Origin of the sequence: Spiroplasma endosymbiont of Sarcophaga variegata, from assembly GCF_965178695.1 — a bacterium.
Lineage (GTDB): Bacteria > Bacillota_I > Bacilli_A > Mycoplasmatales > Mycoplasmataceae > Spiroplasma > Spiroplasma poulsonii.
Genome location: NZ_CBCXVU010000002.1, coordinates 107,135 through 123,667, shown reverse-complemented (window position 1 = coordinate 123,667; position 16,533 = coordinate 107,135). Strand labels below are relative to the sequence as shown.

At 24.6% G+C, this 16,533-nt stretch carries 20 protein-coding genes and 1 pseudogene; 14 read left to right on the top strand and 7 right to left on the bottom strand.

Translation table 4 applies throughout. The features are described 5' to 3' along the window. Positions 1-90: 90 nt before the first annotated feature. The 10 genes and pseudogenes from ACOBME_RS02130 to ACOBME_RS02085 all read left to right on the top strand — a co-directional run bounded on the left by ACOBME_RS02130 (position 91) and on the right by ACOBME_RS02085 (position 4,902). On the top strand, positions 91-294 hold the full coding sequence (locus ACOBME_RS02130) for a DUF2649 family protein (protein WP_338963585.1): 204 nt from the start codon (positions 91-93) through the stop codon (positions 292-294). Then, positions 294-1,279: pseudogene (locus ACOBME_RS02125) on the top strand (hypothetical protein). The gene ACOBME_RS02130 and the pseudogene ACOBME_RS02125 overlap by 1 nt, the downstream one beginning before the upstream one ends. 78 nt (positions 1,280-1,357) lie before the next feature. Then, positions 1,358-1,594 (top strand): hypothetical protein, encoded by a 237-nt coding sequence (locus tag ACOBME_RS02120; RefSeq protein WP_338963243.1) that lies wholly within the window; start codon positions 1,358-1,360, stop codon positions 1,592-1,594. A gap of 507 nt (positions 1,595-2,101) precedes the next feature. Then, a complete protein-coding gene (locus ACOBME_RS02115) occupies positions 2,102-2,323 on the top strand; it encodes a hypothetical protein (RefSeq protein ID WP_338963241.1) in 222 nt (73 codons plus the stop codon). Position 2,324: 1 nt separating this feature from the next. Further along, complete coding sequence (locus ACOBME_RS02110) at positions 2,325-2,462, top strand: hypothetical protein (RefSeq protein ID WP_338963239.1); 138 nt, start codon at positions 2,325-2,327, stop codon at positions 2,460-2,462. Between the two features lie 2 nt (positions 2,463-2,464). Then, the gene (locus tag ACOBME_RS02105) at positions 2,465-3,166 is read left to right on the top strand and encodes a kinetochore Spc7 family protein (RefSeq protein ID WP_338963619.1); all 702 of its coding nucleotides are present in this window, start codon (positions 2,465-2,467) and stop codon (positions 3,164-3,166) included. A 1-nt stretch (position 3,167) separates the two neighbouring features. Then, complete coding sequence (locus tag ACOBME_RS02100) at positions 3,168-4,058, top strand: recombinase RecT (RefSeq protein WP_338963407.1); 891 nt, start codon at positions 3,168-3,170, stop codon at positions 4,056-4,058. Next, entirely contained in the window at positions 4,043-4,507 is a 465-nt protein-coding gene (locus tag ACOBME_RS02095) for a hypothetical protein (RefSeq protein WP_338963404.1), read from the top strand. The genes ACOBME_RS02100 and ACOBME_RS02095 overlap by 16 nt, the downstream gene beginning before the upstream one ends. Further along, a complete protein-coding gene (locus ACOBME_RS02090) occupies positions 4,497-4,700 on the top strand; it encodes a hypothetical protein (RefSeq protein WP_419333849.1) in 204 nt (67 codons plus the stop codon). Before ACOBME_RS02095 ends, ACOBME_RS02090 begins: the two co-directional genes overlap by 11 nt. After that, on the top strand, positions 4,693-4,902 hold the full coding sequence (locus tag ACOBME_RS02085; protein ID WP_338963231.1) for a hypothetical protein: 210 nt from the start codon (positions 4,693-4,695) through the stop codon (positions 4,900-4,902). The genes ACOBME_RS02090 and ACOBME_RS02085 overlap by 8 nt, the downstream gene beginning before the upstream one ends. A gap of 19 nt (positions 4,903-4,921) precedes the next feature. On the opposite strand, the gene ACOBME_RS02080 is transcribed toward ACOBME_RS02085, so the two are convergent. Further along, positions 4,922-5,260: a hypothetical protein gene (locus ACOBME_RS02080; RefSeq protein ID WP_338963556.1), complete on the bottom strand. Its 339-nt coding sequence runs from the start codon at positions 5,258-5,260 to the stop codon at positions 4,922-4,924. Between the two features lie 73 nt (positions 5,261-5,333). Continuing rightward, on the bottom strand, positions 5,334-5,960 hold the full coding sequence (locus ACOBME_RS02075; protein ID WP_338963398.1) for a hypothetical protein: 627 nt from the start codon (positions 5,958-5,960) through the stop codon (positions 5,334-5,336). A 228-nt stretch (positions 5,961-6,188) separates the two neighbouring features. On the opposite strand from ACOBME_RS02075, the gene ACOBME_RS02070 reads away from it, so the two are divergent. After that, a complete protein-coding gene (locus ACOBME_RS02070; RefSeq protein WP_338963247.1) occupies positions 6,189-7,151 on the top strand; it encodes an IS1/IS1595 family N-terminal zinc-binding domain-containing protein in 963 nt (320 codons plus the stop codon). 24 nt (positions 7,152-7,175) lie between these two features. On the opposite strand, the gene ACOBME_RS02065 is transcribed toward ACOBME_RS02070, so the two are convergent. Genes ACOBME_RS02065 through ACOBME_RS02050 form a run of 4 tightly spaced genes read right to left on the bottom strand, consistent with a single transcriptional unit; the run spans position 7,176 to position 11,087 of the window. Then, positions 7,176-8,309, bottom strand: a complete 1,134-nt coding sequence (locus ACOBME_RS02065; RefSeq protein WP_419333880.1) for a hypothetical protein — start codon at positions 8,307-8,309, stop codon at positions 7,176-7,178. Next, positions 8,299-9,237 carry a hypothetical protein gene (locus ACOBME_RS02060; RefSeq protein ID WP_419333882.1) on the bottom strand — a complete coding sequence of 313 codons (939 nt, stop codon included), beginning with the start codon at positions 9,235-9,237 and terminating at the stop codon, positions 8,299-8,301. Before ACOBME_RS02060 ends, ACOBME_RS02065 begins: the two co-directional genes overlap by 11 nt. Positions 9,238-9,243: 6 nt before the next feature. Continuing rightward, the gene (locus tag ACOBME_RS02055) at positions 9,244-10,608 is read right to left on the bottom strand and encodes a hypothetical protein (protein WP_419333883.1); all 1,365 of its coding nucleotides are present in this window, start codon (positions 10,606-10,608) and stop codon (positions 9,244-9,246) included. Between the two features lie 17 nt (positions 10,609-10,625). Then, a complete protein-coding gene (locus ACOBME_RS02050) occupies positions 10,626-11,087 on the bottom strand; it encodes a hypothetical protein (protein ID WP_419333885.1) in 462 nt (153 codons plus the stop codon). A 314-nt stretch (positions 11,088-11,401) separates the two neighbouring features. Between ACOBME_RS02050 and ACOBME_RS02045 the strand changes: the two genes are divergently transcribed. The 3 genes from ACOBME_RS02045 to ACOBME_RS02035 all read left to right on the top strand — a co-directional run bounded on the left by ACOBME_RS02045 (position 11,402) and on the right by ACOBME_RS02035 (position 13,260). After that, positions 11,402-11,857: a hypothetical protein gene (locus ACOBME_RS02045; RefSeq protein WP_419333887.1), complete on the top strand. Its 456-nt coding sequence runs from the start codon at positions 11,402-11,404 to the stop codon at positions 11,855-11,857. An 18-nt stretch (positions 11,858-11,875) separates the two neighbouring features. Then, a complete protein-coding gene (locus ACOBME_RS02040; RefSeq protein ID WP_338963215.1) occupies positions 11,876-12,640 on the top strand; it encodes a lipoprotein in 765 nt (254 codons plus the stop codon). 98 nt (positions 12,641-12,738) lie between these two features. Further along, a complete protein-coding gene (locus tag ACOBME_RS02035; protein WP_338963213.1) occupies positions 12,739-13,260 on the top strand; it encodes a lipoprotein in 522 nt (173 codons plus the stop codon). Between the two features lie 36 nt (positions 13,261-13,296). On the opposite strand, the gene ACOBME_RS02030 is transcribed toward ACOBME_RS02035, so the two are convergent. Next, positions 13,297-16,530 carry a hypothetical protein gene (locus tag ACOBME_RS02030; RefSeq protein WP_419334059.1) on the bottom strand — a complete coding sequence of 1,078 codons (3,234 nt, stop codon included), beginning with the start codon at positions 16,528-16,530 and terminating at the stop codon, positions 13,297-13,299. Between the last annotated feature and the right edge of the window lie 3 nt (positions 16,531-16,533).

The following is a 16,533-nucleotide window of genomic DNA, read 5'->3' as shown; positions in this document are numbered from 1 at the left end:
ATTTTTATATGTCATATCATTTGTATTATTTATCGTTTTATTTTTGGGGATGTTTTTTAAACTTATTCAGAAAATGTGGAGTTTTTAAATATGCAAAATGATTGAGAAAAATTAAAAGAGTTTTTTATTTATGTATTTTTGTTTATAGATAAAACGAATGTTGAAATTATTACAACTTGAAATTTAACTCAAAATGAATATTTAACTCTTATGATTGGTATTTGAATTGTGATTTTATTTTTAACGTGGTTTTTATTGTGAATGGTTTTTAAAATAGTTGGGTATTTTAAGTAATGAAAAAATTTATATTTTTCGTAAAAAATTATTGTTATATTAGTGGTTCAATGATTTTGTTTAGTTTAATTGATTTATTACTTTGAATAATTTCATTAAATTATACCGGTTTAGTATTTTGATTATTATTTGCTTTGCAATGTGTTTATTTTGTATGATGAGTTTGAAAAAACATATTTTATCAGTTAAATGCTTTTCGGTTAGTAAGTTTTGTTTGAGATAATCCGTTATCAGTTATTATTGGTAAATTAGGAACCGGAAAAACTTTACTTTTAACTTATTTATCACAAACCATGAAACTATTAACAGATAAGATTTATAGTAATTATCCGTTAGAAGATGATAAAGTTAAAGTTTTAACATTTAAAAATTTAGATTTTACAGATAGAACAAAACCAGTTCCCCCAGATGATAGTGTTATTTTATTTGATGAAAGTTATTTATATATTGATGGAACTAGTCCCCACGATGAGAAAAAAGTTCATAGTGGTAAAATTCCGTGAATTGTATTAGCAAGACATTTTGGTAATCGTGCTTTATTTACAGCTCAGCGTGAGGGTATGATTTTAAATAATATTCGACAATTAGCAAGTGGTATTATTATTCCAATTTCATTTAAAAAACCTATTGCTAAAAAGGATTTAATTTTTTTAATCGTTTCTTTATTATGCGAATTGGTATTTTTCAAGATATTACAGATTATGAAATTTGAAAAACAAAATCAGTAGAACGAACAGCCGAAGGTAAACGAGCAAAACATAAGTCGGATGTTGGGTTAGGAATTCGGTTTTTTAAAATAATTATTCCATTAGAATTTGCACAGAAATATGATAGTAAATGATTAAAGTTTGTTCGTGATTTAAAAAATGATGAAATAGTTAATTATAAAGAATATTATTGGTCAGAAATTACTAAATTAAGTGTTAAAGAGCGTTTAGCATTGTTTGATATTGATATTTTGAAAAAAAATTTAAAACCCGTATAATGTACGATGAAGCTCCAAAAAACAACTCTTGTTAGGGTTGTTTTTTTATTTGAAATAAAAAATCCCTAAAAGGAGGTAATGATAATTAAACAACAAAAAATATGTGATGTTAATGATTGTTATAAAGCAGTATCATTCATTACCGAAGAATTTTTATCAAATAAAGTTTTATGAACTTGTGAAAAACATAAATATTTATTAAATAAAATAAAAGATAAAACACAAAAACAGTTTTATCAAAAACTAGAAAATTCAAAAATTATCTTTGATGATAAAACTGGTTCTTTTAAACTTTGATTTTATAAAACAACTTAATGCAGGGTGGAACAGTTATTTTAAATAACTAAGTGTTTTTTTCCACATAGGCGGTCTAGCCCAGCGGTAATCAGTCCGTAAATAATAGACGCTTTAACAAGCGATAGTCGTGATAAGTGCGGGGTCAACATCAAACGACAATAAATATTGAGATGGCCACTTTATAAATAAATTTGCGATAGATATTATCCCATTAGAGGATGACAGAGGTTTTAAAAACCACAAAGTCAGCATTAGGCTCTTCAATGTGCAAGTGAATTTATTTTAAAAACTGAACGCTTTGACCTGAAATGGTGCGGATGAAGAGAGAGAATTCTCTGGCATTATCTTATAAAAACAACTGTCGATTATTAAACATTAAACAATAAAACATACCGCCACCGCTCACCCGCAGTGAAGCGGATGGCGTAGTAAATAAATAGATAAATACTTAATTATATAACTAACTCTCGCTTTGGCACTTTCACTTTGGAGTGAGTGCCAGCGAGTTAAAAATAGGAGGTAAATATGACAATCAAAAATCTAATATCAATATATATGTACAATGATTTTTGTATTAATATATTTGATAATAAAACAGGGCAAAAAGAAAATATTAATGATGATATTAATTTAATTAAAAATGAAGAAGCACATTTATTAAATCAAGAAATAACTTATTTTGATATTAAAGAACAAAAAGGAAGAAAATTAATAGAAATATTAATAGCAAAGAACGAGGTAAATTAGTATGTGAAAAGATGAAAATGGTTATGTTTATACTGAAGAAGATTTATTTAATATGGCATTAGAAGAATGTCATTCAGAAGAAAGTGCTTATGAATATATTGATAATTTAATTAATGAAATGGAATTAGAGGAAATTTAATTATGGCAGATTTAAAATTAAATAATGAAGTTAAAAATATTACGTATCCATTTTATTTAAAAGGAAATAATTTTAAAGAATTAAGTTTAAAAGCATTAACAATTAAAAAATGAATTGATGAAAATGGACAAGAATTAGCAGAATTTATATATCGACAACAAGCTTGATTAATAAATGGAGAATATAAATCACAATCACTAAAAGATTTAAAATTAGTAGTTTCAAAAATTGATTATATTTTTAGAGAACCATTAGAATTAATAAAATCTTTTAAAGATGAATTAAATTTTATTAGAAAAGATATTTTGAATTTAGAAAATAATATTAAGAATAATCATGATTCTTTAAAAAATAATGTTATTAATATTCAATTTCAAAAACAAAATGAAATTATTGAAACTCATAAAAAAGAACAATTTTTAGAAATTAAAAGTGTAGCAAAAAAAGAGCAAGAATTAAAAATTATTACTAGTAATTTTCGGAAAGAAAAATTATTAATTAAAGATATTGAGGTTATTGGTATTAATGATGATTTTTTACAAAATGCTGATAAATTAGAACTTATTAATCTTATTAAAAATTATTTAGTTGTTGATGAACAAATTGTTAAAAATGAAATTAAAGATCAGTGAGATAGTAATAAAGATATTAATTTAATTGGGGTTAAAGGTATTAATTTTAAAATAAATAAAGGAGAAAAATAATATGGCAAATATTGTTGAATTTTTAAGAACAGATAAAGCAACAGAATGAATAAAAAGTAAATTTTCTAATGAAAATGAAATTGCAAGATTTAAAAGTAATATAGTTGCAATATCAAATAGTAATGAATTATTACAAAAAGCAGATCCAAAAACAATTATGACTGCTTGTTATCAAGGAGTTTTATTAAATTTACCAATGGAAAAACAATTTGGTTATGCTTATGTAGTTCCATATAATACTAAAATAACAAGAATTATTAACGGTCGCGAAATCCAAGAATGAATTAATCAAGCTCAATTTCAAATAGGTTATAAAGGTTATATTCAATTAGCACAAAGAAGTGGTCAATATTTAGATATGTCAGTATCAGATGTTAGAGAAAATGAATTAGTAAATTATGATCGTTTAAAAGGAACTAGTTTTAATTGAATTCAAAATGAAGATGAAAGAGAAAAATTACCAATTATTGGTTATGTAGCATACTTTAAAATGGTTAATGGTTTTGGAAAAACTTTATATATGACCAAAGAACAAATGGAAAATCATTTTATGAAATATTCTAAAACTTATGCTAAAAATAAATCATTTTATATTGCTAGTTTTGATGAAATGGCATTAAAAACAGTATTAACATCTTTATTAAGAAAATGAGGTATTATGTCTGTTGAATTACAACAAGCTTATAAATCAGATCAGGCAGTTATTACAACTAATGATGAAAAGATTTATATTGATAATGATAGCAATATAAGCATAAATAAGGGTCAAATTAGTAATGAAAATATATCAAGTGAAGAAGTGACAGATAATAATTTAGTTAAAGAAGAAGATATATCAAATGTAGTGCCAACAATTAATAATAACAACGATGAGGAATGAGCCACTTGATAAAAATAGGTATTGACCCATCAGGAACAGGTACTACTGCTATTGTTATTTATGAAGATAATAAATTAATTGAAAAATTAGAATTTACAAATAAAAATTGAAAAGAACAATATGAATTTATTAATGATAAATTGTTTGATTATGAAGAAAAAATTAATATTGAAGATTGTTTATATACATCTGCTAATGCTAGTAAAGATAGAGATGATTTATTAAGATTATTAGGAGCATTATCTGTTTATAAATATTTTATTAATTGAGTATCACCAAAAAATACTAAATCAGTTGTTAAAAATATGGAAAATTTAAGTAAATATAATGATAGTTGTATATGAAAATTTGATAAAGATACTAATTTAACTTATCAATATGGTAAAGGTTGATTTTATAATAATGAAAAAATAAGTAATCATTTACGAGATGCAATTATTATTGCTAATTATGAAAGTTAATATTATGAAACATTCATATAATCAAAAAACAGGAAAGTATTATTCTTGTCAAATTCGTAATGTTAATATTTACTTAAATAAAAATGAAGAAAAAGTTTGAAATGAATTTAATAACTTTACTTATTCGCAACGAATTGAATATCTTATTAACTTTTATATAACACATTATAAAGGAAATAAAGAATATGAATAATTATATTTTATGTTATCGATCTGAACAAGGTAATCGCCCTTGTAAAAACCCTCGTGGTGAATATATAATTGGGATTGATAAACAAGATGTAGATATTAATTCAACTGAATACTGAGAATATTATAAAAATAATTATGGAAAAAATAATTTAGTTATTTGTAAAGTTAAAAATTTAGACTTAATATTAGAAAATAAAAAATAACCAATTAAGGTTATTTTTTTTAAATACTATTTGTTAGTTTTTTAATAGCATCTTTTTGTGCTTGTTTTTTGTCATTTACTTTAACTTGTTTTTTAACATTTTTAATTTGACCTGTTTTTAATGCTAATTCTGTTGCATAATCAGGTCCTCGTAAATGTTTTTCGTGAGCAATAACAGCAGTTCTTAATTCTCTAATTTCTGCTTTATATTTTTTAATTTTTTTAGCAGATAATCCAAGAATACCAAGACTACCCATTCCACCAGCACCCGCTAATACAAGTAAAGCAATTACTATTTCATTACTAATTTCCATTTCTTTATTTCCTTTCTTATCCTTACTCAAACAGTGGCCATCCATTCTTTCAGAACAAAATAATTTATAAATTAAACTATATAACCACCCAAAAATATCAACCGCCCCTATATATAGTTTATTTTAAATTTAATTCTTTGTTATTTTCTTCTTGTTTTTTAGTATATTCATCTTGCATATTTTTAAATATTTCTTCTGTTATACCATCCAAATTATTTCATTGTTTTGATATTCTTGGTTGAATAACACGCGGATTAATACGGCAGTTCAAACAATGTCTTAAATGGTCTTTTTTTCATTTTGATTTATCAATTCAAATAATAATTAAAGAAATTATTAAAGTAATTAAAGGTAAAATTGTAAATACTAATCCCATTTTAGATATTTTTAATCGTGGAATATCAATTTTCATATCTACTTTTGGTTTACTACTAGCAACAAATATACCTTGAATTCCATATGTAAATAAAGGTGTTAGTAAAATAGCAATTCCATTACCTCAATATTGTCCATAATTATATCAATTAATATTATCTTTTATTGCATTAATCATGCCATATTCTAATCAACAATTTAATGCTAAAAATATCAATGTATAAAAACTAACTACTCAACTACGAATTTTATATTTTCTTTCTCATTCTCTAATATCTTTATGATTTCAATTATAAGTTGGAATAGGGTCTTTTTTAAATCAATTTCAAGGTAAGGCACCCTTTAATCAAGTTGTTTTATTTTGTTTCATTAATTAAAAATCCTTTCTAAATTAATTTTCTTTTAATTGTTAAATCTTTAATAACAATATTATTTGTATCATTTGAAATTGAGCCATCTTGCTTAATTGTTATTCTTTTATAAGAATTATCTGCTAAAAATGAAAATATTGATTTTTGCTTTAATTTTGTCGAAAACTCTTGATATTTATAAAATATACCTAAAATTAGGTATATTTTTAATATATGGAGGTAAATAAATGATGAAAAAAATAATTACAGAATTAATAAATAGCTTAACAGATGATCAATTTTTAGAATTTTATGAAAAAATAAAACAACAAGCAGACTTAATTAAAAAACAAAAACGTTTAAATGAAATTGATCAAAAATTTAGAGATAAAGGCATTATATGTCCTAATTGCAAATCTTTTCATTGTGTTAAAAATGGTCATAATTCCGAAGGAAAACAAAAATATTTATGTAAAAAATGTCGTGCTAGTTTTGATGCATTTCGTCATCATTTTACTTATTGAAGTCATTTAAATTATGAACAGTGAAATTTATTAATTCAAATTTCATTGTTAGGACAATCTAGTAAAATAATTTCTCGTTTTATTAAAACAACCCCAAAAACCGCTTGATATAATCGACAAAAATTAATGCAATCAAAACAATTAGAAAATACACAGTTAAAATTTAAAAAATTAAATGGTCAAATCCAAATGGATGAAACATTTATTAAAGAAATTCATAAAGGCAATTTTAAAGATAAATTTGATAAACGAAAAACTCATCTCGATCCATTTTCAACTGATACCAAATGCTGTATTCAAATGGCAGTTGATAGCAATAATAATATTTTTGTTCAATCCACCAATACCAAAAGATTACAAAAACAATGGATTATTGAAAATATGAATAAGCAACTAATTAAAGAAAAATCAATAATTATTTCTGATATGCAACCACTATATTTATTAGTAGCAAAACAAACAAATTCTACTCTATATTCCACCAAAACTAGTACAAACCCTGATACTAGTTATCAAAAGTTAAATAAGATTAGTAAATTACAATCCAGTCTTAAAGAAGCCTTAATTCATTATCATGGTTTGGGTTTCACTAATATTCAAAATTATTTAAAGCTCTGAAAATGAAAATACCAACACAAAGGTTTAACACCAAACCAACAATCAACGGTATTATATTTTAACGTTTAAAAAATTTAAAGCAAAATCATAATCTTACACAAAATTAGTTTTCAAATTGTCATATTGATGATTTTTTTTATTTCATCAAGAGTTTTCGACAAAATTAAAGGATTTTTGTGATATTGTTTCAAAATAATATGTTACAAATTTATTAGCAGATGCATAATCTGTTATTGAAATTGATATTTTATAGTAATATTTTATTAAATCATAATCTGGAATTTTAAATGTTAATTTTTCGTTTGCTTCTGGATAATTAATTAATTCTCAATCATTACCAGTATTAATAGATATATCACCATTCCCCAATAATGAATTACCATTAATAGTTTTAATATTTTCACCCGATATTAATTTATCTTGTTTTAAATCTGAAACTTCAATCCCATCATTATCATTTTTGATGATAGTTTTATTATCAATTTTTATATCAGTACCACTACTTTGTTTTGCTTTTCAGACATTATTTTCATAATAAATCGTATTATTATCAAAGGGAACTATTAATTTAATACACTCATTATAATCAATTTTAGAAAAATCATTAATAGTAGGATAAGTAATATTTATTGAATTATCAGTTTGTAATCGTTCTTTTAATCAAAATAATAATGTTGGATAAAAAGTTTTTTTACTAATATGCTTATATTCTTCTTCTCATGGATGAGCATAATTATCTAAACTATAATTATAAGGTCTAGATACTGTTTTACTAGATATAATATCAATAATTTCACCTGCTAATTTTAAAGCATTTTTAACATCACGAGTAATATTTTCATTTGCTTCTGGGTCATTAGTTTGTGAATAAGCAACTCCACCTTGTGAAAATGAAGCACTACCAGTTAAATCATTAACTCCTTTTGGTAAATATCAATTTATAACTGCTAATAAACAAGCAGATTGAATATAACTTAATCATTTATCATATTCAATTAAACCAGTATTATCTTTTTTTACTCAAGGAAACAAATCTTTTTTATTAATTTTATCTGAAATTGTTCCACCTGATAATCTATCCATTCATAAACTAGTTTTTAAAATAGCATTATAAATTAAATTATCATTATAAGCAGATTGTTTACGATCATTAATAGGTTGTCAAAGTTTACTTGCTTTAACATCTTCAACTGTTATAAATAACAAATTACTTAAATTATTTTCCATATAAAACACCCCTTAATTGATTACGATATTTATTTTTTAAATTATTTGGTTTATAACTATTAACCTTTCTTTTGGTTTTATTAATTGCTTTAATAGATTTATTAACCTGATAAAATTTATTTTTAACTGGTGTTTTATATAAATTCTTAATATTTTTAACATCACTTCGGCGTTCTCGATATCATTTTTTATTATTAATTTCACCAGCAAAATTAAAATTAAAATGTCCAATCTTTAAATTATTAATAAACTTTTTAATTTGTTGTAATTTTTGAACTGTTGGTAATGTTAATTTAGTAGTTCCTTTGGGATATTTTTCTTTTAATGCTTGTGGTAATCGTTTTTTAATATAATTTCTTAAATGACTAGGTAATCATTTTCTTAATCAATAACGCCAAAATAAAGTCCCTGCATTAGAAACAGCATTACTTAATAATTTTCATATTTCAACTGGAACACTAGGATAAACATATGGACCATAAAATTTTGGATGTTTTGCTGTTTTTGTATATATTAAAATAGTTAAATTACCTGTTAAAGTTAATTTATTAGTTATATTAAACATTCCACTATCAAGTCAACTACTATTTAAAGGTTGTCAATTAGTATTTAGATAATTTTCATTTTTAAATTGTTTTCTATTTTTAATATTATTATCTTTTTCTAATTGACTTAATATTTGTTGAATTTCTTTTTTATGACCTTTTTTAATTAAATCTAAATAAGTAAATGGATTTAATCACTGATAAATATCTTCAACTTTACTTGTAATTTTATTATATTTATCAGTAATATAATTAATTGGCTTTAATATTTTATTTTGAACTTTATTAACTCTATTAATTAAATTTACAAATTTACTTATTAAAGGTTTATTTTCTAAATTAGTTACTAATAAAGTTAAAACTCGTAATATTAGTAAATTCATTGTTTATTAAGAATTTTTAATTACTACATCAATCGGATTTGTTTGACCACTAGCGTTATTTTTACCTTGAATTTGAACTTCAACAGTTTTATCATTTGTAATATTAATTGGTCAATCTTCACCTTTACTTTCAATAAAGTAATCAAAATCATTTTCTGTTAAAAAATTATTTACCGCTTTTACTGATTTTAAAACAACATCTTTAAATTGTGGTTTTAATTGTTCTGCTGTTGTTTGAGTTGGATCGTCAACATGAATAGTTGGTTTATCTAATTTATTAATTTTACTAATATCAATTTTACTTGATGATGGAATTACATAATCAACTGGCACTCTAAATGTTTTATTTAGATTACTTTTAGCAGTATTAATTTCATCTTGTGTTGGTTGTTTTTCTAAAATAATTTTACATGTTTTTGGATATAAAATAGTTGGTGTTGCATATTGTACTTTACCAATTCATTTAGGGTTAGCAGTATCATTATCTAAAACTTGTTGAATACTATCCATATTAATTGGATATGCTCATACTTGTTTATTAATAATTAAACCATTTACATTAGTAAAATTATAACCTTTATCTCGATTAACTTGTCCTTTTGTATATGTTTTTTCTAAATGAAAACTTTTTGATACAGGAATACCCATTGCTGTATTTTCATATAATTCACCATTAACCATTGCTTTTAATTGGGCTTGTGAACCAATTACTTTTAAATAAGCAGGTGTTAATCCTAAATAGGCTCTTCGTCCTAAAACCATAAACATTTTATCGGTTGGCAAACCAAAGTATAAATTACTAATTTGATTTGTTAATTCAATCAAAGTTTCATTTAATGTAAAGAATGCTTTATTGGCATCATCTGCATTTTCAGCTGTATAACTACGAAATGGAATTACTTCATATTGACCATCTGCTAAACAATAATCATAAATAGCCTGAATTAATTCACATTCTAAATTAACAAATTTATTTTGTACAACACTAGAAATAGCATCAGCAATAACACCATTTTTAATATTTTGTTCTATTAATGCTAAATCAAAAGCCTCATTCATTAATTTTAAATTAAATCTTTTATCAATAGGAACTGGAATTCTTGTTAATCCCATTGTTTGAGTTGTCCCACCATTTGGCAATGAATAATCATCTTGTCATACCACACGATGAGTTAAATTATATAATGCTTGACCAGCATTAGGTAATCAAGCAACTTGTTCTGCTGTTGCAGTAGCATACTGCATAATACTTGCATATTCGTTATATAAAGGTCCACGCAATAAAGCATTAACCATATCAACATATGCTTTTTGGTCTGTTGTATTACCTTGTAATGTAAAAGGTACTTGTGGCAAGTTAATTGTTGCCATAATATTTCACTCCCTTATTATCTAAGGTTTTTAAGTGTATAATCAGTTAATTTTTTAATTTCATCAGGAGTATATGCTCCTTTTTCTTTAATAATTTCAATTTCATCATTTTTATTTTCAGTAGATTTTTCAATCATATCTTTAATAAAATTAGTTGGTGAAACTGATAGTTGTTCTTCAACAAACAAATCAGGTTTTAATTCTTTTAAAGTTTGCATTTTTTCAGATAAAGAATTACCACTAACTTTATCTAAATTAGTTTTAATATCTTCAATTTTAGTAGATGGAACATCTTTAAATGCTTTTAATTCATCTAATTCATTAGATAATTTAATAAAGTCTTCTTTTGAGATAACATCTTCGCGTTTTTGCACACTTTCTCTAATTTGCTTTGCTTCATTATTAAACTGATTTAAGATATTTTCTGCAATCTCTTCACTTAAACCTTGTTCGATTAATTGTTCTTTTGTAAGTGCCATTTTATAAACCTCTCTTTTTTTATTCTTGTCCGATTAACAAGTCAGCATAAACTCTTTTTTACGGAAAAAGATTAAACCTGTAAATTAATTATATATCAATAGTTTATAAATACAATATATTTTGTATATATAAATACTAAACTTAATATCTTTGTTTGCTAATTTAGACCTTAAAACGCGTAATAAGAGGTATTTAACAAGATAAAATTTTAAATAATTAGTTAATTTTGATTGCATATATATATATATATATATATACTGAAAGTAGATCTTGATAAAAAGTTTCAAGATTAAGAAAAGGAGAAATACAAGTAATGAAAAAATTACTAAGTTTATTAAGTGTATTAACAATTAGTGGAACTGCTGTACCAACAACAATTGCCGCTAGTCCTTATCAAAATCATGAACAAAAAAGTAATGACGTATTTGAAAAATGATATAAATTTTTAGAGCATGATGAATTAAAATTAAAATTATCATCAGATACTGCTTTTAAAATTATTTATCAATTTGAACCAGATAGCAAAGCAGATTTTTTAAGTCAAACTATGGTATTAATATCTAATTTACCAAAATCAGATCATAGCGGAGCTGGCGGTTCTATAAATAAAGAAGATATAAAAATAATGGCAAATTTCATTTGAGAACATTTTTCTCAATTTCATGAAATTTGAAAAAATTTAAAACAAGAACAATCAATTATTATTAAAACAAATACTATTGGATATTGAGATAGTGAAAGTCCAAATAATAGTATTTATCTTAATTAAAGAAAGAAGGTTATAAATATGAAAAAATTAATAAGTATTTTAGGAGCAGTTACAATCACAAGTAGTGCTATACCAACTGTAATTGCTGCTGCACCATATCAATCAGAAGAAAAAGTATTAAAACGTAATAAAAGATGAGGCGAAGTTCAATGAATTCAAATTGCACAACAATGACGTAATGCTGAACTAGCATATCAAAGAGCGGGTGAAGATTTTCAAAGAAATCAAAATCATACAGCCTTTAGTCAAGCTCAACAACGTTTCTTACAAGCTCAACAATCATTTAATAATTCAAAAAATGAATGACAACAGGGTTTAACACAATGAGTAAATCAACTGGCACAAGAACGTAATCAACAATGATGAAATAATATTAAATCAGAACAAGCAACTCAATCTGAAATACAGTGAGTTACTAATAAAACAATGGCCTTAGCATTAAAATTAGGTACAAGTAATGTAAATAAAAATAAAATAGGTGAAATTATTCGAAAAAAAAATAATTGTAATTCTGAAGTATCAAAAGCAGCTATAAATGGTGCTGTTGGTGGAGCAGTTGGAGGTGCGATTACATCATCTCCTTCAGCCGTAACTGTTGGAGCTTCTTCAGCAGTTGCAGGGGCTCTTGCAGGAAGTGTTATTCCAGGTATTGGTACTATAGCTGGTGCTATTTTTGGAGGTATAGTTGGATTTTTTGGAACTATTTTTGGTGGAGCTGCTTCTGGAGCAGCAGTAGGTGCAATTAGTGGAGCTGCCGGCGCTGCAGCTGCTGAATGTTCATAAAAATAAAAAATTAGATTTATAAAAATAAATAGAAATAAATTATTTATTTCTATTTTTAATTAAATTAACAAATTTTTCAAAAAATAGGAGAAATAAATATGAAAAAAATATTAAGTATAATAGGTACAATATCATTAATTGGAACAAGTACAACAAGTTTAGTTGCTTGTAATAAACCACAAGAATATACAAAAGAGCAATTAGAACAATTAAAAAAAGAAAACCAAATAAATACAACAAATGAAACTATTAAAAACAATTTAGAATGAATAGCACCACAAGAAAAACCATTTAATGAGGTTGATAATAAATGATATTATGTCGTATGGCGTGGTGACAAAAATGATAAATGAAAAATTGTTAAATTTAAGCATTCTGATTACTTACATAATACTAAATATATTGAAAATAATATAAGTTTAAAAATAGGAAAAAGGGGGGTAAGTGAAAGTATATCAATTTTTCCATATGATTTAGTTGTTTTTAAACCAGCTTTTTATTACTATTGATTAGAAGATAATGGCACTTATTTTAAATCAGTTTATCGTTGAAGTGGTGAAGAACATAAATTACCTAATTTAAATATTGATGAAGATGGTAATGTAAAAGTTAAAGAATAATATAAAAAGAGATTTTTAAAAATCTCTTTTTTATTTTTATCTTGGTTTAAATGTAATTTTAACAGCACTATTACTATTATTTCTAATACCCAATACATTTGGATTATTAATATCTAATGTAATATCTTTATCATTACCAAAATATTTTGGTTTTCTATAAGCATCCATATAATAAAACTGTAAAAGTGGCAATATTACTTTTGTAAATCTAATTTTTAATTTCATATTATTTGTATAATACGCCTGTAAATATGTTTCCCTGATTTTATTATTAACTCCATATTTAGGTAAAAATGTTGTTTGTAATAAAAATTTTACACTATTAATAGTTGATGTTTCATATATGGTGGAATACCCTTTAAAAGGTAACCCATTAGTATAAGCAGTAGTATATATTGTTTTGGTATCATTTATTTTTATATTATCAGTATATAAACTTATTGTATTATCAAAATTAATTTTATCAGTTTGTGATAAACCAATGTTTTTTAAAGTTATATTTTTTAATGAAAATAAATTATTGCTACAATCATCAGTTCCGCCAAATATATTAATATTTCTATTAGGAATAAAATTTTCTATATTTGATAATCCACATTCAACTTGTAAATTACTTAGATTACTTATTTCAATAGTTTTATAAGCATCTTGGAATTTACTTATACTTTGAATTGTTGGGTCAATTTGTTTTAAATCAATTTCAGTTTCATAATAACCTGTATATTCTTCTGTATCATCAAATATATTAACCATAAACATAGTTGCTATTTGAGTATCAGTTATTTTACATTGTGGTTGCGCAGTAATTTTTGTTAATAATGGTAGTACTACATCGGAAGGCATAATATCTTTTGTATAAGTTTTATAGTTGTATGGAACTGGGGGTAATACATACTCAGGATAATTAAATGTCGGTATTTCATAGTCATGTGGTAATAAGAAACTAGTTTTATAATTAGTTGTCATATCACGTAAATAATTATTTAACACACTTTTTGTTTTACCACGAAAACTTCATACTGATAAGCGTAAATAATCTTCTTCATTATTAGTATATGGGTTATCAGCATAAAAGATAATTTCAAAATTACCTTTATATAATGCTTGAATTGAAAACATATCAATTATATAACTACAATTTGTACCATCTGGTGTTTGTAAGAATTCGCAATCAGTATCTTTTTCACTATCACTAACTGGTGTTTGAGCATCTACTGCTCTTACTAATTCATTAATTAAATATATACGATTAGTTTTGGGGTTTAATTGTTTTAAATTATAAGTTGAATAAGTTATTCGTTCAGTTGCTTTACCATCCTTAGTTAAAACAGTACCTTTGCATTTATCAGTTAATAAAGTTGTAAAACCTAAACTAGTAGCATTAGCACCAAAAATAGCACCAACTTTATCATTACCTTGTTGTCTAAATATTTCAAAGGGTAAGTAACCTTTACCTTTTGAGTTTTCAGACCAAAAAGCATCATTATAAAAACTATAAACATTAGAACTCATAAAACCATTAAGAAATTGAAAATTAGGTCAAGTTTTTTCATCTTGGTTAATTACTCATCCTCATGGAATACCAAAGGAAATAAAGTTTAAGAATTTACCAACTCCGCCTGGGATAGTAAAAGGATTAAAAACTAACTTTTGCGTATAGTTTAAAGGTAATACGGTAATTTGGCGATTAATAAAATTATTCATATTTAAAATATCTCAAACATTACATTTACCCATTTTATTATATTCAATTTGAACTTGTCCGACAGTATTACCAAATTCATCTTTTCTTCTAAAATATGATGATGCTTGGGTACTAATTATATTATTAACATTTTCATTATTTACTTTTATTTTGTTTGGTGGAGTAATCATTCAATTTTTAGACCAATAAAATTTAGAGTCATTATCTTCTTTATGAATAGTTGTCCCAACCGTAGGATTAGTTGCTGTTGAACTAGCTTTATCAGTTATTACAATACCCCCACTATTTTTTTGATTTCAAAAGTCGTATCTACTTTCCATATCTTTTTTTCAATCTTCATAACCCGTTATAATTGTTGGTTGAATACCTTGAATGTTATATCAACTTACTTCTGGAGCAGCATAAGTATTTACTTTGTCAGGTGGGGCAGGATACATGTTATACATTAATAAATCACGGGAATTCATAACTTTTTGATTAAATTGACCTTTAATAATTGGCCGACCAATAACTGGCATATCAAAAAAGATAGGATTACCATAAAATTTAACTGCCATTGCTCTAACCCCTGGGTCTTTTAATAAAACTTCATCTAATTCAATAGTGTATGTATTTGTTTTTTCATTATAAGTTATTTTAGGAAAACAATAACCCTCGCCCGGGGCGCTGGTCTGAATAAATTGTCTTACTGATAAACCACTATTACTAATTTTGTCATTAATACTTGAAAAGGTAATTTCTTGTCATAAAAAACTACCATCATAAGGTGAATAATAATTAATAACATTTGATGGATATAATCATTGTCTATCTTGTGGTGCAGAATTAATATCACCACCACCAATATTTAAACCACGATCATTAAATACAGTATAAAAATTATAATAATCATTAATATTTAATTTATTTACATCTTCATCTAAAATTAATAAAGTATATTGTCTTTCAGTTGATTGTTGAGTAAATACTTGTTCAAATTTAGCCTCACCAAATTGAATTGAACTTCTATCATCAATCATATAAGCATCTCAATATTTACCAACCTTAACTTCTTTTGTATAAAAATTATCGGCTTTATTATCATTATTAATAAAATAACTTAATTTATATTGATTTAAGTATGCCAGCATTCTATTAATATCATAAATATTTTCACCATCAATTAATTTTCAATAAATATTATTATTTTCATCTTTTAATTTTATAGCAAAAGGTGTTTCATTATTTGCTCATATTGTTGAATTAACTGGTTGTTTATTAAAATCATCAACTGTTAAAATATTAATTTCTTCACCTTTATATTTTTGCACTATTTTTAAACTATCTTGTCATTGTGCAATAGTACTTTCCATATTATCAAATATGCGTGAATAACTACCATAATCACTTGGTTTAGCATTATTAGGTTTTCAACCTGTTTCAGTATCAGGAATATATGAACTATAAACATTAAAAGGAAATACCATTCAATGGCGATTGTCTTTTATGTTTTCTCTAATATCTATTAAAGTATCATGGGCTTGTCTTCGTAATTCTTCGATAACCCCTGGGTTAATTCTACTCATTTT